We start from the raw sequence: 16,488 nt of genomic DNA, 5'->3' as shown, positions 1-16,488 counted from the left end.
ACAGAGCCATGGCGATCAAACAACTGATTAAACGCACCAGCGGCTGGCTCTATCTCAACTCGTCCGTGGGAAGAAACCAGTTACACGGCGCCGGCGTGATCCTGATGTTGCACCGGGTGCTGTCCAACGACCGCGCCGCCGACCTGCCGCACCGCAACGAACTGTGCGTCGGGCCCAAGGCCTTCGAGCACTTGCTGGTGTGGCTGCGCAAGCATTTCGATTGCGTGCCACTGATGGAAATCCTCCAGCCCAACGCCTTGCGCACCGAGCGCCCGCGAGTGGCGCTGACCTTCGACGACGGCTGGCGCGACAACGCCGCCAACGCCTTCCCGTTGCTGCAGAAACATCAGGTGCCGGCGAGCATTTTTCTCTCCACCGATTTCATCGGCAGCCGTCAGCGTTTCTGGTGGGAAAGCATCGGCGAAACCCTGTGGGGCAGCCACGGCGAAAAACCGCGCATGCACCTGATCGAATATTTGCAGTCGATCCATCATCCCGTGCCGGTGCTGCTGGATGACATCGACGTGGACCGGCGCAGTCTGACCCTGTTGCATTACCTGCAAGGGCTTAAAGCGCTCGACCCGATGATGCTCGAACGCCTGACCGACGAATGCCCGCAAGAGTCGCAGCCTCAGGCACTGGACTGGCATCAGGTGCGGGCGATGGAGTCTTCCGGCCTGGTGCGTTTCGGCCCCCACGGCGCCAGTCACGCGATCCTCACCGGCCTTGACGATGTACGCCTTGGCGAAGAAATCAGCCGCAGCCGCGATGCCATGCTCAACGGCTGCAACCGGCCGCTGCCGGTGTATTGCTACCCCAACGGCGACAACGATGAGCGGGTGCGCGAACAGATCGCCCATCACGATTACCCGTTCGCCCTCGGCACTGGCAGCGGCATCTATCGCGGTATCGGCGATCCGCTGAACCTGCCGCGCTTCGGTGTCAGCCAGCGCACCGCGCGCAATCCGGAACTGCTGTCGTGGCGGATCTATCGCGGGGCGCGGCCATGAGTCGAAGCAGTTACCTCAAGCATCTGGCGCTGAGCATGGGCACCAAACTGGCGATGATCGCCCTGCGCCTGCTGAGGAATGTGCTGCTGGCGCGAATTCTCGGGCCCAGTGAGCGCGGGCTGTTCGCCCTGCTCAGCACCCTGCCCGATCTGATCAGCGCGGCCACCAGCGGCGGCTTGAATTCTGCTGTTGGTTATCAAGCGGCCAAGCAACGGCCGATGGGTTTGTTACTCGCGCAGGTGCTGGTGTTCGGTTGTCTGCTGGCGGGTCTGCTGACCTTGTTGGTTGTGGCGCTGGTGCGCGAGTTCGGCAGTGAACTGGACGTGACGATGCAACTCGGGCTACTGGCGTGGCTGTTGCTGCTGGCGGTGCCGTTGACCGTGCTCAAAAGCGGTCTGCTGACCTTGCACAATGCGTCCGGCGGCGTGGTCGCGTTCAATGCCTTGCGACTGGTGGAATCTCTGGCGCCACTGCTGCTGTTTCTCGCGCTGTTCTGGATGTGGAAAGAAGCGGCCCTTGAAGCGGCGCTGATCAGTTGGTTGGCCGGCATCAGTCTGGTGGTACTGGTCGGCTGGTTGTGGCTCAAACGCGCGCAGCCGTTGCAGCTGCAATGGGATCGCGCCAGCCAGAACGAACTGCTGCGCTTCAGTGCGCGCAGCCACCCGGACTTGCTGTTCCAGCAAGTGATCCTGCGCTCCGATTACCTGTTCATCGGCGCCCTGCTCGGCAGCACAGCCCTGGGGCATTACGCGATGGCCAGCGCCGCCGCCGAGTTGCTGCTGATCGTCCCGGAAGCGGTGACCACGCCGCTGATGAAACGCCTGCTGCAACAGGACGAAGGCATGGACAAGGTCACGCCGCTGGCCCTGCGCCTGACCGCCACGGTGATGCTCGGCGCCTGCCTGACCATGGCCGTGATCGGCGAATGGCTGATCGTCACCCTGTTCGGCGTCGCCTACCAACCGGCATATCCGGCGCTGCTCGCGTTGCTGCCGGGGCTGCTGGGCCTGTGTTACGCGAGCATCCTGCGCCTGGACCTGATCGGCAAGAATCGCCCCGGCACGGTGTCGCTGCTGATGGGAATCGGTGCGCTGCTCAATCTTGCGCTGAACCTGCTGCTGATTCCGGCCTACGGCATCGTCGGCGCGGCGGCGGCTTCGTCGATTGCCTATCTGGCGGTGACCGTGGCGATGCTGGTGTTGTACTGCCGGTTGAGCGGCGTGGCGTTCTGGCAAACCCTGATCATTCTGCCCAGCGACCTCACGCCGATGTGGCTGATGTTGCAGCGTCGTTTTTTACAACGGAAATCCGCATGAAAGGCCTGGCCCTGCTGCTCGGTCTCGGCCTGTCGCTGGACGCCTTCGCGGCGTCGATGCGCTGGGGCGACATTCGCGACGGCAGCCTGTACCTGCAAGCCGATCGCCCCGACACGGTGACCGTGCGCTGGGCGCCGGCGTGGCAGGCGGAGGCCAACGAAGAGCACATTTTCCTGCTCGACAGCCGGGGCCAACTGCAGGGCGAGCGCTTCATCAAGGCCAGTGAAACCCGTGGCAGTCAGAGCTGGCCATTGGCGCCGGGGGCCGCGAGTTATCAGCTGGAAATCCCCGGCTACAGCTTCCGCAGTTACCGGGTCGAACACGACGAAAACACCGTGGCCCTGTTCGCCCCGGCCAAGGTGCATTTCAGTGCGGAAACCCATAACGGCGATGAACTGTATTTCAAGGTCGCCGCCGGTGAGCACGCGATATTGGCGGGCAAGTTCCACGGCGGGGTCAGCGCCCTGCAAGCGCAGCGGGTCGGTGACGGGCAGCCCCTGACATTGGCGCTGAAACCCTATCGCGCCTATTGGCAGTTCGATCAGGTGGCGTTGCCGGTCAGCGAACGCGAGCAGGTCTGGCGCCTGCGTCTGCAAGGCAGCGGCAAAGCGGCGTTCTGGCTCGACGGCACGGCCAATCTGTTCGCGCAAACCCCGCAACAGCTCAAACCGTTGCGTGAAGACGACGGCCAGACGCGCCTGACCCTGCACGACAAAGTCCTTGGCCGCACCCCGGATCTGGGCATCGCCCTGCCCTACGTGATGCCGCCGCCCGCCAGCCATCCGGTGCTCGATGCGCTGAAACCGACGGCCGCCAGTTACTACAGTTTCGTCGACGTGACGGCGAAAAAGCCGCACTTCGAAGATGCGTTTCGCCAGGTCTATCAGGATCGTTTCGGCATTCGTCAGGACATCACCTTGCTCGCCGGCAGTCAGCGCCAGGCCGATCTGCGCGCCGACGTGCAAAGCAACAGCGGACTCGACGCCTGGCTCGCCGGCACCCGTGCGCTGGGCGGCAAAGGCACGCACTACATCGGCTTCGCCGACGAGCCCAACCTGAATTATTCGAGTTACGAGCAATACCGTTCGATCTTCACCAGCATGGCCCGGCAAGTGCGCAGCGATCCGGCGAATGCCAAGGCCGGCGTGCGCATCGCGATGCCGGCCAGTTCGCGATTGGTCAACGGGCCGTTCGCCGACAACGCGGCGAACAAGCGTGGCATCGACTGGGCCCGGCGCCTGCTGAGCGAATCCGCCGATCAGGTCGATGCGCTGGCCTGGCACGAATGGATGATTCGCGACCTGCTCGCCACCCGGGTCTACCGCGACAGCGTGCGCCGCGCGGCCGATCTGGTCGGCCTCGACGCCAAGGGCCAGCCGCGCAAAGCCTTGCTGCTGGACCAGACCAACCTGTCCAGCGGTTCGAGCCTGAGCCCCTACGATCAGGAAACCCATTTCACCTCGCTGTGGTGGGCCTCGGTGGTGATCAACGCCTCCCAGGACGGTTTGCTGACCATGCTCAACTGGTTCCAGGCCGCCGATGAGCCGCAGTACCCCAAAGGCATGTTTCGCGTCTCCGCGGATTTACAGCACTTCGAACTGAAACCGGTGGGTCTGGCCCAGCAGTTCATCCAGCAACACTGGCTGCACAACGTGCTGTGGCTGGAGAACGATGCGTTCGAAGTCGATGTGCTGGCGATGGCCGGCGACGATCAACGCGGGCTGCTCGGCGTGAACAAGGGCACGCGTTTGCAGCGTGTCGATCTGGCAGGCGCCAAATGCCCGCTGAACAACGGCGCGCTGCGCTACTTCGGCGCCGACAACCGCAGCCGCGACGCGCCTTTTCGCTGTCAGGACGGTCGCGTGCGCTTCGAGCTGCCGGGACAGACTTTGTTTGCCCTGAGCTGGAGCGCCTCATGACCGCCCTGTTGATGTCCGGCCGCGCTGGCCTTTGGCTGCGCGATGACTCGTCATCAGGAGCAACGACCATGAACATGCTGCGCAAACTGACTGAAAACCTACGGCAGAAAGGACTCACTGCCACCGTGAAAAAGATCTGGAAGCACTGCATTTTTTCTCACCAGGAACTGCTGTGGATGGAGCGCGATCTGGTCAGTCCGGTGCCACCCCACAGCCTCAAACCCTATCCGCCGCTGCGGGTGGTGAAGATTACCCCGGACAACGTCAGCGCCTTCGCCCGCCACTTCGGTGACCGCGTCGGCACCATGGCGGAGCTGGCCCGGGAACATCACACCGGGCACATGCACCTCGACGATCAGGGCCATGCGGTGGCCTTCATCTGGGGCAGCGCCCGGGATTACTTCGACCGGCACTACTACGGCTGCATGTTCCCGGTGAAACCCGGCGAGTTCTTCGAGTTCGGCGGCGAGCTGACCCGCTCGTACTGGGGCACCGAGTTGTCGGTGGACCTGCAACTGGAACTGTGGAAAGCCATGGCCGCCCAGGGCTGCGACAAGGTCGTGGACGTCTGTGAGTTCCACAACATCCCGGCGCTCAAGCTGCACCTGCGCATGGGCTATACCGAACAGGGCCGGATCATGAATGTGTATGAGTTGTTCGGTCGCTGGCGCTTCTACCGCGAAACCCGCTACAGCGGCTCGCGCCTGGATGCGCTGCGCAAACCTTCCCGTCCACCTGTCACAGCAACGGCGACCTGAGCCTATGGCGCAATTCGAATGGCGCACCTCGTTGTGCGCACCTGACTTCCCGGCGGCGGCCTATGAAGCGCTGCGCCTGCGGGTGACGGATCACACGCCGTTCAACAGCCTCGACTGGCTGTGTGCGGCAGAGCAGGCGCTCGACGCGCACGAGCGGCTGCATGTATTGCTGGGTTGGGAAGCAGACGAATTGCGCCTGTGCCTGCCACTGGTGGCGAGCCGTGAGCGGTTTTTCGGTTTGCCGTTTCGGGTGGCGCATCACCTCGGTTATCCGCTGGCCGATCGCCTCGCGTTGCTATCACTGCTGGACGCCGAAGACATGCGTCAGGCCCTGCGGCTGATTCGCCAGCGAGTGCCCCACGCCCTGCTGCAACTCAACGAAATCGCCGAGCCGGTCGGCGACGAAAGCGTGCTCACCGAATGGATGGCCCACAGCTCCACCGGCGAACGTCGCTTGAGCTGTCGGGTGCCGGTGCACCTGATCAGCGACACCGACCGTCAGGAAGTCTCGGGCGATCCCCGCTACAAACTGCGCCGAGCCCGCAAGCGGATTGCCGCGTGCGGTGCCGAAGTCCGGCGGATCATTCCCGATGCGACCAGCATGGGCCCGTTGCTGCAGGCCATCAGCGAAGTCGAAGCGGTGAGCTGGAAAGGCGACGAAGGCGTCGGGATCTTTGCCAGCGAGCGCAGCCGCCGTTGCATGGAAAACGCCTTCACCGCCCTCGCCGCTTCGGGCCGGGTGCGCGTGGTGATGCTGGAGCTGGACGGACGTTGCATCAGCTATCGACTCGGCCTGTTCGAGCAGGGCCGGCTCTACGATTACAACCTCGCCTTCCTGCCGCAGTACGCCGACCTGGGCAGCGGCCGGGTGTTGCTGGAGGAATGGATTCGCTGGGGGCTGGACGATAACTGGCGCTGGATCGATGCCTCGCGGGTCAGCCTGGAAAACTCCAGCCATCAACTGCACGAACGCATGACCGGGCAACTGGAACACTGGCGCTGGAGCTTCTACTCGTGGCGCCCCAGCGGCCTGTTGCTGGGGCTGGGGCTGCGTGTCTGGCACCGGCTCAAGCCCTCGTTGCAACAATGGCGGGCGAAGCGTGCGGCGGCCAAAGCGGCAGTCATTGCGACACCTGTGATCAACCCCACCAAGGAGGGCGAACATGCCTCGCCAAGTCATTGTCAACGCTGACGATTTCGGCCTGAGCCCGAACGAAAACGCGGTGATCCTCGGCGCGTTCGAGGCCGGGGTCATCAGTTCCGCCACCGCCATGGCCAACATGCCGGCGTTCGAAGCGGCCTGCGCCATGGCCCGGCTGCCGTTGCTGGAAGGCCGGATCGGCCTGCACTTCAACCTGACCTACGGCCGGCCCTTGAGCCGGGCCATTCTCGAACGTCGCACCTTCTGCGACAGCCACGGCGTGTTCGACCTCAACCTGCCTCGCCACAGCCTGTGGCTGGGCCGGGAAGATCGCGAGGCGGTGCAGGAAGAATTGCAGGCGCAGTGGCAACGCTGCGTCGATCACGGCGTGCGTCCCAGCCACCTCGACTCGCATCAGCACGTGCACAACATCTGGCCGATCGGCGAGATCGTCGCGCGCTTCGCTGCCCATCAAGGGGTGCCCGTGCGCCTGGCGCGCAACCTGGGGCAAAACCTCAGCCTGCCCAAACGCGTGTTCAAGGGTTTGCTCAACCGTCGGTTGCAAGGTCTGGCCGGGGCCACGGCGGATTACGTCTGCACGCCGGTCGACCTGCGCAACGCTGGCGCGCCGACCGACGGCGTGCTGGAAATCGTCGCCCATCCGAACCAGCTCGGTGCGGATTTCGGTGACGCCTATCTGCAACCCGGAGAGTCCCTGAGCCGCGTGCTAGAGCAGCGGCTTGCAGGCGTCCCACGGGTTTCCTATGCCGATCTGAACAAGGATTTTTTGCGGGGTGCCGAAGCGATCTGAGCCGTTACACAACTTGCAATATTTTCAAAGCCGGCGCTTTGACATGCATTTGCCGGCTTGATCTATACCCACAACAGCGTCATCCACAACACCCGGGCTCCGGCCTCGGAGGGCATCATGAGCGTCATTGAAAAGCTGCGCGAACGTATCAAGCAAAAAGGCCTGGGCCGTACCTTCGGCACGTTGTGGAAACGCTACGTGTTCTTCCATTGGGAACTGTTGTGGATGGAGCGCGACCTAGTCAGCCCGGTACCGCCGCACAAGCTGCGCCCCTACGACGGCCTGCGCAAAGTCGACATCACCGCCGAGAACGCCGGCGCGTTCGCCAAGCACTTCGGTGACCGCGTGGAAACCATGGCCGAACTGGCCAACGAGGGCCACACCGGGCACATGTACCTGGACGCCGACGGCCATGCGGTCGGTTTCATCTGGGGCAGCATTCGCGACTACCACGACCGCCACTATTACGGCTGCACCTTCCCGGTCAAACCCGGCGAGTTCTTCGAGTTCGGCGGTGAAATGATTCGCGCCTACTTCGGCAGCAGCCTGTCGGTGGACGTCCAGGTCGCCCTCTGGGAAGCCATGGCCGCCCAGGGTTGCAACAAGGTGGTTGACGTCTGCGAAACCCACAACATCCCGGCGCTGAAACTGCACATCCGCATGGGCTACCACGAACAGGGCCGCGTCACCCACGTCTATTGCCTGTTCGGCAAATGGCGCTTCTTCCGCGAAACCCGCTACGAAGGCTCACGCCTGGACCCGCTGCGCAAACCGGGACGGCCGGTGGTGACGGCGGCTGCGCAGGCTTGAGGGGTTTAACCTGCGGCGGCCGGGACGGCGCCGCAGAATCTTCCTACTCTCGTAAAGGAATCAGCGTCATTCAGTTTCGGCTCCATCTGGGTGATCGCAATCATGTGAATGAATACATTCATGCAGAAACGCAGAGACAAACCGATGGAACAAAACACATCCGATTTTGAAATGACGGCACTTCTGGTTGATCTGAATACCATCCGTGAGTACCTCTCTCAGGTACTGGCAGAAGGTGACGATGAAGAGTTGTTTCGAGCAATCGGATACGTGACGCAAGCCCGTATCCGACTCACCGAAAAAGTAACAGCGCCTCTCGCCTCCCCCTCTTGTACCTGCCTCAGCGCTTCACCCCCACCCACGTAAAACACATCGGCATCTGCGCCTCGCGGTTCTGGTACTGGTCATACACTTCTTCCCGGTTCGAGTGCGGGTGCTCCTTGAAGTGCGTGATGTTCAGGCCGGCCTCGATGGCGGCGGTGAAGATTGCGCCGAGGGTGTGCACGAACCAGTAGGACTTGGCCGCCGGCTGTTCGACCTTGCCGACGTAGACGATCGGTTTTTCCAGCACGAAAGGTTCTTCCCGAAAGTAAGAGGTGGCGAGGCGAAACGGGTCTTCGGCCTCGGGGTCGACCATTTCCAGGAACGGGTGGGTTTCGTAGATCACCAGTTGTCCGCCCGGTTTCAGGGTCGAGGCGACGTGGCGAAAAAACTCGCCGATGTCGGGCATCCAGCCAAAGACGCCGATGGTGATCAGCGCGACATCGAAACGGGCGCGCAGCGATTCAGGCAAATGATGAATATCGGCTTCGATGAACTCGGCACTGTGCGGCGAACGCTTGTTCAGTTCCCGGGCCTGTTCGAGAAACGCGTTCGACTGATCGATACCGACCACGCTCCGTGCGCCGAGGGCGAACAGTGACAGGCTTTCGCGGCCGTTGTTACAACACAGCTGCACGACGTCTTTGCCATCGACACCGACCTGCTCGAGCAAGCCGCGAAGGGTGTCGTCGAGGCAGGAAAAGTCAGCCTGCGTGACTTCGGTCAGCAACGCCTGCCAGTCGGGGGAATCCTGGTGATGACGGGCGGAATCGTTCCACGCCTGACGATTGCTCTCGACGGCATTTTTATTGTTTGGCACTTCCATGGCGCACTCCGGGCGATGCTCTTGATTTAGCGTCCCGAGTCTAGTTCAGCCTCGCGCAACAGGTTGTTGCGAACTTGTAAGCCGACAACGCCTGCAACAACGCCGTGCACCACGGGCAGCTATAGTTAATAGCCTTGGGGAAATCCGCTTCCACAGGTGCTGCCATGGGAATGTTCAATCGACTGCTGTTATCCGCCTGTCTGCTCGCCGCCACCCAGGCGCAGGCGCTGGACAGCAACTTCAACTACTACGGGGCGGACCAGCCCTTTGCCCACCCTGCTCCACCGTCGCTGTCGGCCCAGCCGCCCCGGCCGTTCGATGACACGCCGCCACAGGACTTCATCGTCATCCCGGATCGCCACGTGTTCCATGACTCGCAACTGCCGACCGTGGCCGATGCGACGGTGCGGGTGTTTATCCGCACCTACGATGCCGAACGCGGCATCTACGTCAACGACGAAGTGCTGGACCCGACGTGCGTGCTGGAATGCCTCGGCACACCGAGTCCGCGCAGCAACGCGGTCTACCACTGACGCTTGTCCGGACGGGCCAGGCCGAGCTTTTCGATGCGGTAGCGCAGCATGTCGCGGCTCAGGCCCAGCAGGCGCGCCGATTTGGTGACGTTCCAGTCGGTCTTGTCGAGCATCTTGCGCACCATGTCGCGCTCGACCTCCGGCAGGTTCATCGATTCGGTGTTGCTCGCCGGGCGCGGTTCGAAGTGCGTGTGCGGCACCTCGTGCTGATGCTGCGGTGGCAGCTCATCGCACAGGCTCATGCACACGTTCAGTTGATGCGCGGCGATGGTGTCGCTCGGCGCCAGTAGCACGGTCTGTTCGAGCATGTTGCGCAATTCGCGCACGTTGCCCGGCCAGGTGTAACTGAGCAGCAGCTCTTCGGCCTGATCGCTGAAGTGCAGGTTCGGTTTGCCATAGCGCTTGCCGTGGCTGGCGAGGAAGTGCCGGGCCAGCAGCAGGATGTCTTCGCCACGGGCGTACAGGCGCGGCACCTTGATCGAGATGATCCGCAAACGGAAAAACAGATCGCGGCGGAATTTGCCCTGCTGGACCATCTGCTCAAGGTTGCAATTGGTGGCGCTGATCACCCGCAGGTTGACCTTGCGTTCCTTCACCGAGCCGACCCGGCGAATAGTGCGATCTTCCAATAGCTTGAGCAGTTTGGCCTGCAGCAACAGGTCCATTTCGCCGATCTCGTCGAGAAACAACGTGCCGCCGTCCGCCGCTTCCACCAGCCCGACCCGGCGATCCTTGGCGTCGGTGAATGCGCCTTTCTCGTGGCCGAACAGTTCCGATTCCACCAGGTTGGACGGAATCGACGCGCAGTTGAATTCAATGAACGGGCCTTTGCTGCGCGGGCCGTCGAAGTGCAGCGCGCGGGCCACCAGTTCCTTGCCGGTTCCGGTTTCGCCCTCCACCAGCACCGGCGGCAGATCGGTGTTGGCCATGCGCCGCTCGGCGTCGAGCAACTGGCCGATGGTGTTTTTCAGGTACTGCATCGGCGACGACTCGCCGATCAGCGCCTGCACCCCGGACTTCTGCGCCTCGCGCTCCTGATAGAACGACAGCGTGCGCTCCATCCGTTCAGTGGCCAGGGCCTTGTCCAGCAGCAGTTTGAGTTCCGGCAGCGCGACCGGTTTGGTGACGTAATGAAAGGCGCCCTCCTTCATTGCGACCACCGCGTCTTCAACATTGCCGTAGCCGGTCATCATGATCACTTTCAGGTCCGGCGCGCTGATGCGCAGCTTCTGGATCAGATCGTGACCGCTCATGCCCGGCAGCGAGTTGTCGGTCAGGACGATGTCCGGCATGAAGCTTTCCAGTTGCCCCAGCGCGTCCTCGGCCGAGTGGCAGACCGTCACCTCGAAGTCTTTGCGCTCCAGGTAGGTCTGAATATTCTCGGCCAGCAGTTCGTCATCCTCGACCAGCAGAATGCTGTGTTCCATATTCCCCTCCCGATGCCACTCTAAAGTTGAGACTGACGCGGGTTCCTTCCTGCTCCCGGCTGGTCAGAATGACCGAACCCTGAAACCGCTCCATGATTCTTTTGACCAGCGCGAGGCCAACCCCGAGGCCGCCCTGCTTGGTGGTGAAAAACGGCTTGAACACCAGCTGTTGCTGCTGCGCGCTCATGCCTTTGCCGGTGTCGCTCAGGGTCATGCGCACATGACCGGTGTGCGGTGTTTCAATCTCGACAGTCAGTACGCCCCCCTTGGGCATCGCTTCCAGGGCGTTGGCAAACAGGCTATTGAGTATTTGCGTCAGCAGCACCTTTTGACTGACGACCGGCGGGCAATTTTGTGGCGTGAATCGCACTTCGACGCCATTGCGCCGGATCAGCGCGTCAAACGCCCCCAGGGTGTCCTCGACCGCCGCCAGCAATTCCACCGCCTCGCCGTCGTCACTCATCGGGCGCAACGACACCAGCAGTTCGCGCACCCAGCGCGACATGCGGTCAACCTGGCTGATGATGTCGCCGATGTTGCGTTGCGCGCCGGGGCTGGCGATTTCCTGGGCCAGTTCGGCGCTGGAACGAATGGTCGCCAGCGGATTGCGCAGGCTGTGGGCCACCGCCGAGGACATCTCGCCCAGGGCGACAAAGGTTTCGTTGCTGATCAGCTGCTGTTGCTGGCTTTGCAGCAGCGTCGAGGCGCGCCGCACGATCCAGAACAAGCCGAGATAAATCGCCGCGCCGCCAAGAATGGTCGCGGCCCAGATCGAAGCGAACCCACGGTCGATACGGTCCACCAGATCCGCCGGCTCCTTGTAGATCTCGACCATGGCGACGACTTTGCTTTTGTCGGCGTTGAACATCGGAATGTAGTTTTCGATGAACAGGTATTTCGGTTCGCGGGACAGCTTCTGCTCGGGCTTTTCGTCGTCGATCTTGTGGTAGCTGGAAGAGACCGGCACCTTCATTTCGAACGACTCGTCCAGCTCGTCGTCGTCTTCGATCCTGACGTTGATCAGCTCTGGGTTGGTCGACCAGATAATCGTGCGGTCCAGGGCGTACACCGTGGCCAGCAACACGTCGGGCAAGTGTTCGACATGATCGAGAAACTCGGCGCGGGCCGACGCATGGGCCAGCGGGTCGACGTCGGGGTAGTTCCCGTCCTGGCGCGGGTCGAGCATCTCGCCCATGGTTCGTTGCGGCGTGATGTTGGCGTGGCGCATTTCCGCATCGCCGATGGCCTGCACGAATTGCGCGGTGAGCAGCGCATCGCGCTCCACGCTTTCGGTGACCACGAAGCGCGTGGAGATATACCCCAACCCCAGCGCCACGGCCGCGATGATGAAAAAACTGGCCAGCGAGAACCAGCGCAGCAGATTGAACTGCCCGCCCCAACTCTTGATGGCTGCCAACGCCACGTTCGGCGCTGCTGTTTTTTGTTCTTCCAGTCGCTGCATGGGAATGCCCTGGCGTTTTTGTGTCGAGCCCGTTACAGCCGCCTTCTCGAATGAGTGTAGGTGGCAATGACCGTGACACACGGTTCAATGATGCTATTTAGCCGCTACTGCATACGACTCACCGCGTCGCTCGCAGAACCCGGTTTTACTGGCGTCAACGCCCCGTCGGCCAAGGGTTGCACGGACGGATGCTGACGCTCGGTTTCGGCACTCAGAAAGTCGATGATCGACTGCGCCGAAGCTTCATCCAGACGCAGGTTGGGCATCGGGATGCGCTCGTATTGCTCGAACAGTTGCAGCGCGATCGGGTCTTTCTCTGCCAGCACGCGATCCGGTTCGCGGATCCAGCGATTGAGCCAGGCCGGGTCACGCTGGCGGGTCACGCCGATCAGATCCGGGCCGATGTTGCGCATGCCGATGCCTTCGCCATCCTGCGGGCCGAGGCTGTGACACGAAGCGCAGCGGGTGCGGAACAGTTCTTCGCCATTGCTCGGCGGACGAATCTGCGGAGCGTCGGCGTAGCTTTCTTCGGTGCTGGCCTGTTTCCAGTTCTGCAAGGTGTTGGCGAGCTGGTCGGCGAGGATCCACGGGTTCTCGAACGGCGAGGCTTTCATCCAGCGCCCGGTGCTCTGGTTGCCGACGATCAGGCTCAGGTTGTGATCCTTGGTGCGGCCGTTGTCGACGCCTTCGATGAACAGCCCGAGCTTCTTGCGCAGGTCGGTGACGTCTTCGAACTCGCCGGTGAGGAATTTCCAGCCGGGGCCGACCTTGAAGCGTTGCGAATAAGCCTTGAGCACTTCGGGGGTGTCGCTCAGTGGATCGATGGTGATCGAGTAGAAAAAGATGTCTTTCCCGACCCGGTCCCCCAGCAGTTTCTGCACCTGGCGCAGGCGCGCGGTTTCCAGTGGGCAGGAGTCGCTGCACGAGGTGAAAATGAAGTTGATCACCACCACCTTGTCTTTGATCAGGTCATCGAAAAAGCGCACCTGCCGACCGTCCTGGTCGGTCAGCAGGGTGTTGGGGAAATAGTCGCCACCCCACGGGGTGGCCGATTCACTGGCGCCTTCGGGCTGCGCCTGATGGGCGATGAGCACCTGACTGCCGAGCAGGCAGGTGACCAGCACCAGAATCAGGTGCATGCCCAGGGCGCGGGAGCGCGGCGTTGGCTGTGTCATGTCGGCTCCCTCCCTGCTCATGGTTTCACGGTCACTTGCGGGCCGAAGCCGTCGCCGGTGCGGAAGGTTGGCAGCGCGGCGGAGTTGACGTAGCGCACGCCATCCCAGCTCGGCAGCGGCGTCGGCATCAACTGCAGTTGCCCGGGTTTCTCGAGGTCCCAACGCAGCAGCATCGAGTTGTCTTCATGCTGGGTGTTGTGACAGTGCTCCATGTAAGTCCCGGCAAACTCGCGGAAGTTGATCGCCATTTCCACGCTGTCCAGCCCGTCGGCCTCCGAACCGATGCGATAGACGTCCTTGCGCGCCCATCTTTCCCACTCAGGCGGGGCCTTGCCGCCACGGCTGAGGATGATCCCCTCCTCGAAGTGCACGTGTACCGGATGGCTCCAGCCCGTGCCGCCGGCCTTGATGTTCCACACTTCCAGGGTGCCGATGCCGCTGACTCCGGCGTCGGTCGGGCCGCTGGCCAGTTTGGTCGAGGCATTCAGCCGGCGCGGGTCCATGTGGAAGCCGAAACCGCCGTCGGTCTTGATCGTCCATGGCGCTTCATCGGTGCCGTCGGAGCGGCCGAAGATAAAGGTCCGGTGCAGCGCCTTGGCGAGCAAGGCCTTGTCGGCAGCGTTGTCGCGATGGATCTTCAGCGGAATCATCACCATGCCTTCGGCCTTGCCCGGTTTGGCCGGTTCGTAGGCCGCCGGGTTCATCGACAGATCCTGGCCGGTATAAGCCTTGACGTTGAGTTGCAGAACCTTGCCTACCACCGGGTCGCCCCGGTCCCATTGCGGGCCTTTGCTGGTCTGCTTGATGACCGCCAGATATTTCTCCGAAAGCACGTCGGCCAACGGGATCACTTCTTTCGGGCCCTTGCCGTCGTCCTGGGCTTGCAGGTTGACGAAGAACAGCTTGTCACCCGGCTTGATGCCGTTTTTCGCGAAGTTGACGATGATGTCGAACCGCTCGGCGATGCCTTGGGTCGGCAGGATCGCGTTGTGGTTCTGTTTGTCGCCATCGGCATCGAGGTCCATCGAACCGTCGAACGGCACGCTGTGCTCCATGATGTTGCCGTCGTTGGCGATCATGTGGAACGGCACGCGGGTGTACGAAACGCCGGAGTTTTTCGGCCCCTGGAATTCGCCGCCGCTGCCTTTGACTTCACGCACCAGTGCAAGCTTGAAGTAGCGCGATACCGAACCGTTGAGGATGCGGAAGCGATAACTCCGGGCCCGCACGTCGAGGGTCGGTTTCCACTGCCAGTTGACCAGCACCTGATCGCCGATGAAGCCGTCGGTGTTGAACGGGTTGAACCACAGCTGACCTTGCTGATCCCAGGCCTTGTCGGCGAACACCAGGTTGACGTCGTAGTCGCGGTTGCCCCACGGCAAGGCGCTGCCGCTGGGGAAACGCAGGTTGACGCCGTCGTTCACCGATTCGTTGCCACGGTCCAGGGCGCTGTAGTAGTTCATCATCGCCGCGTTGCCCTTGTAGACGTTCTGCGCGGTGAAATCGAGCATGTGGTCGTGGAACCAGTGGGTGCTCATGGTTTCGCGCCAGTCGCCGCGAATCTTGATGGTGCCGTGGTCGCAGGTCTTTTTCGCAGGCTGCAGGTCGTTGACCCACAGGGTTTCCCCCGGTGCGCACGGGAACGCCGCGCGTGGATCTTCAGCCTTGGTGTTGATGCTGTCGTAACCGGCGAGCTGGATCGGCCAGCGATAATCGTAGTACTGGCCGGGGAAGAAGAACGCGTTGGCATAACCGTCGCTTTCCGCCGGCGCGTGGCCGTTGTGCTCGTGGGTGCTGATGGTGTGCAGACCGAAACCACGGTTGGCCGACGGATCGATCGGCAAGCCGTTGTAGTGACGCATCAGCACCGGCTGGCCGTAGCGCACCATCAACAGTTTCGGCGGCAGCGTACCGTCGAAGGTCCACACCGAGTTGTGGTCCTGCACCGGCATTGCCGGGTGGAAGCGTGGGTCGACACCTTTGGCCGTGCCATCCGTCGCCGGCACGCCCGCGACGTTGTGGTACAGACCGCCGGGGCCGAATTCGCCGAGCGCATAACCGTGCATCTGTCGGCTGTCACGCAGGCCGCCGTTCAGGCGCGCACCGGTCTGCACGGTCTTGTAGGCGACTTGCGGGTAGAACTCGTTCCAGCGCTGATGGGCCCAGCCTTTTCCCGGTGGCCGGCCTTCGGCAGACGAACCGATGTGCCGGTTGAGGAACAGTTCGATCTGCGCCTGCCAAGGGTTGCGGTCGACCGTGTTAGCGAACTGACTCGGAAACGGCGTGAGCCCCGGTTGACGCAGGAACGCATCCAGCGCGGTGCCGGGAGGCGCACTGCGGGCGATGTTGTTCGGGTCTTGCGCCGGCGCCGGGCCGATAGCCGCCGGCGGAAAACTCAACGGCGCGGCCGGTGTGGTCGGGTCGAGTTTTTCCGGGCCGAACTCTTCGAACAGCACCAGTTGCTGAGTGAACGGCTGGGCACCGTACAGCGGGCTCGGCTTGCCGTTCGTTGGGTAATTGAAACTGGTCTGGACGGTGGGCGGCAGGATGTTTTCCGTGCGCGTCGTGTTCCGCGTGCCTTTGATGCCATCGGGCAGATCGAAGGAGTCTTCGTTGGCCTCGGGCATCGTCAGGATCGCGTTGAGCGCGCCGGCGCGGTCTGCGGGCTCGTCGTAATAGGCCGACGGGTCAGACGTTTCCGGCTGATTCTCGTCGTCGATCGGGCTCGCTCGGACCGCGGACATCTGGCCTAGGGTCAACATCAGAAAGACGCTCAATGGCGTCAACAGGAACAGCTTTTTGGGGTCACGCATTGCTCTGTCCATCACCAGCCGCCTCATCTAAGGAAGGGGTGATGGTGTTTTGCAATTACCTCGCCAAAAAATCATTTCCAGTTGTTACAGGGACTTGGACGCGCTGTTGCATTCCCCACTCCCCGGTGACCGGGGCCTGACACCCACTGCTGGGGGAAAGTTCACC

14 protein-coding genes are annotated in these 16,488 nt (G+C 62.5%); 9 read left to right on the top strand and 5 right to left on the bottom strand.

The features are described from left to right. Positions 1–8 precede the first annotated feature (8 nt). The 8 genes from AC0R79_RS11520 (at position 9) to AC0R79_RS11485 (ending at position 8,131) form a co-directional block, all read left to right on the top strand. Complete coding sequence (locus AC0R79_RS11520) at positions 9–1,010, top strand: polysaccharide deacetylase family protein (RefSeq protein ID WP_127797563.1); 1,002 nt, start codon at positions 9–11, stop codon at positions 1,008–1,010. Continuing rightward, on the top strand, positions 1,007–2,326 hold the full coding sequence (locus AC0R79_RS11515) for a lipopolysaccharide biosynthesis protein (protein WP_007956175.1): 1,320 nt from the start codon (positions 1,007–1,009) through the stop codon (positions 2,324–2,326). Before AC0R79_RS11520 ends, AC0R79_RS11515 begins: the two co-directional genes overlap by 4 nt. Further along, positions 2,323–4,245, top strand: a complete 1,923-nt coding sequence (locus AC0R79_RS11510) for a hypothetical protein (RefSeq protein ID WP_474734457.1) — start codon at positions 2,323–2,325, stop codon at positions 4,243–4,245. The genes AC0R79_RS11515 and AC0R79_RS11510 overlap by 4 nt, the downstream gene beginning before the upstream one ends. A 68-nt stretch (positions 4,246–4,313) precedes the next feature. Next, on the top strand, positions 4,314–5,003 hold the full coding sequence (locus tag AC0R79_RS11505; RefSeq protein WP_258713591.1) for a GNAT family N-acetyltransferase: 690 nt from the start codon (positions 4,314–4,316) through the stop codon (positions 5,001–5,003). A 4-nt stretch (positions 5,004–5,007) separates the two neighbouring features. After that, positions 5,008–6,195: a GNAT family N-acetyltransferase gene (locus AC0R79_RS11500; RefSeq protein ID WP_474734456.1), complete on the top strand. Its 1,188-nt coding sequence runs from the start codon at positions 5,008–5,010 to the stop codon at positions 6,193–6,195. After that, positions 6,167–6,955 (top strand): ChbG/HpnK family deacetylase, encoded by a 789-nt coding sequence (locus tag AC0R79_RS11495; protein ID WP_474734454.1) that lies wholly within the window; start codon positions 6,167–6,169, stop codon positions 6,953–6,955. The genes AC0R79_RS11500 and AC0R79_RS11495 overlap by 29 nt, the downstream gene beginning before the upstream one ends. Positions 6,956–7,072: 117 nt before the next feature. Further along, on the top strand, positions 7,073–7,765 hold the full coding sequence (locus AC0R79_RS11490) for a GNAT family N-acetyltransferase (RefSeq protein ID WP_375746598.1): 693 nt from the start codon (positions 7,073–7,075) through the stop codon (positions 7,763–7,765). 108 nt (positions 7,766–7,873) lie between these two features. Further along, complete coding sequence (locus tag AC0R79_RS11485) at positions 7,874–8,131, top strand: hypothetical protein (RefSeq protein WP_338009802.1); 258 nt, start codon at positions 7,874–7,876, stop codon at positions 8,129–8,131. On the opposite strand, the gene AC0R79_RS11480 is transcribed toward AC0R79_RS11485, so the two are convergent. Beyond that, positions 8,106–8,912: a class I SAM-dependent methyltransferase gene (locus tag AC0R79_RS11480; protein WP_375746596.1), complete on the bottom strand. Its 807-nt coding sequence runs from the start codon at positions 8,910–8,912 to the stop codon at positions 8,106–8,108. The genes AC0R79_RS11485 and AC0R79_RS11480 overlap by 26 nt on opposite strands. 164 nt (positions 8,913–9,076) lie before the next feature. Between AC0R79_RS11480 and AC0R79_RS11475 the strand changes: the two genes are divergently transcribed. After that, positions 9,077–9,445, top strand: a complete 369-nt coding sequence (locus tag AC0R79_RS11475; protein WP_375746594.1) for a hypothetical protein — start codon at positions 9,077–9,079, stop codon at positions 9,443–9,445. On the opposite strand, the gene AC0R79_RS11470 is transcribed toward AC0R79_RS11475, so the two are convergent. The 4 genes from AC0R79_RS11470 to AC0R79_RS11455 all read right to left on the bottom strand — a co-directional run bounded on the left by AC0R79_RS11470 (position 9,436) and on the right by AC0R79_RS11455 (position 16,334). After that, positions 9,436–10,872, bottom strand: a complete 1,437-nt coding sequence (locus AC0R79_RS11470) for a sigma-54-dependent transcriptional regulator (protein ID WP_127797555.1) — start codon at positions 10,870–10,872, stop codon at positions 9,436–9,438. The two genes, AC0R79_RS11475 and AC0R79_RS11470, sit on opposite strands and share 10 nt — an antisense overlap. Then, on the bottom strand, positions 10,841–12,334 hold the full coding sequence (locus tag AC0R79_RS11465) for a sensor histidine kinase (RefSeq protein WP_474734452.1): 1,494 nt from the start codon (positions 12,332–12,334) through the stop codon (positions 10,841–10,843). Before AC0R79_RS11465 ends, AC0R79_RS11470 begins: the two co-directional genes overlap by 32 nt. 104 nt (positions 12,335–12,438) lie before the next feature. After that, positions 12,439–13,509, bottom strand: coding sequence for an SCO family protein (locus AC0R79_RS11460; protein ID WP_375746590.1), 1,071 nt, complete (start codon positions 13,507–13,509; stop codon positions 12,439–12,441). Positions 13,510–13,526: 17 nt separating this feature from the next. Continuing rightward, positions 13,527–16,334, bottom strand: coding sequence for a multicopper oxidase domain-containing protein (locus AC0R79_RS11455; RefSeq protein ID WP_474734450.1), 2,808 nt, complete (start codon positions 16,332–16,334; stop codon positions 13,527–13,529). Positions 16,335–16,488: the final 154 nt, after the last annotated feature.

This window comes from Pseudomonas sp. HD57-3, from assembly GCF_056113135.1.
Note: the sequence above shows the minus strand (reverse complement) of the source record. Positions and strands in the feature narration are given on the sequence as shown.

Excerpts from the sequence above, each read along its gene's own strand:
- AC0R79_RS11520 (WP_127797563.1), top strand. The coding sequence starts at position 9 with ATGGCGATCAAACAACTGATTAAACGCACCAGCGGCTGGCTCTATCTC.
- AC0R79_RS11515 (WP_007956175.1), top strand. The coding sequence starts at position 1,007 with ATGAGTCGAAGCAGTTACCTCAAGCATCTGGCGCTGAGCATGGGCACC.
- AC0R79_RS11510 (WP_474734457.1), top strand. The coding sequence starts at position 2,323 with ATGAAAGGCCTGGCCCTGCTGCTCGGTCTCGGCCTGTCGCTGGACGCC.
- AC0R79_RS11505 (WP_258713591.1), top strand. The coding sequence starts at position 4,314 with ATGAACATGCTGCGCAAACTGACTGAAAACCTACGGCAGAAAGGACTC.
- AC0R79_RS11500 (WP_474734456.1), top strand. The coding sequence starts at position 5,008 with ATGGCGCAATTCGAATGGCGCACCTCGTTGTGCGCACCTGACTTCCCG.
- AC0R79_RS11495 (WP_474734454.1), top strand. The coding sequence starts at position 6,167 with ATGCCTCGCCAAGTCATTGTCAACGCTGACGATTTCGGCCTGAGCCCG.
- AC0R79_RS11490 (WP_375746598.1), top strand. The coding sequence starts at position 7,073 with ATGAGCGTCATTGAAAAGCTGCGCGAACGTATCAAGCAAAAAGGCCTG.
- AC0R79_RS11485 (WP_338009802.1), top strand. The coding sequence starts at position 7,874 with ATGAATACATTCATGCAGAAACGCAGAGACAAACCGATGGAACAAAAC.
- AC0R79_RS11480 (WP_375746596.1), bottom strand. The coding sequence starts at position 8,912 with ATGGAAGTGCCAAACAATAAAAATGCCGTCGAGAGCAATCGTCAGGCG.
- AC0R79_RS11475 (WP_375746594.1), top strand. The coding sequence starts at position 9,077 with ATGGGAATGTTCAATCGACTGCTGTTATCCGCCTGTCTGCTCGCCGCC.
- AC0R79_RS11470 (WP_127797555.1), bottom strand. The coding sequence starts at position 10,872 with ATGGAACACAGCATTCTGCTGGTCGAGGATGACGAACTGCTGGCCGAG.
- AC0R79_RS11465 (WP_474734452.1), bottom strand. The coding sequence starts at position 12,334 with ATGCAGCGACTGGAAGAACAAAAAACAGCAGCGCCGAACGTGGCGTTG.
- AC0R79_RS11460 (WP_375746590.1), bottom strand. The coding sequence starts at position 13,509 with ATGACACAGCCAACGCCGCGCTCCCGCGCCCTGGGCATGCACCTGATT.
- AC0R79_RS11455 (WP_474734450.1), bottom strand. The coding sequence starts at position 16,334 with ATGGACAGAGCAATGCGTGACCCCAAAAAGCTGTTCCTGTTGACGCCA.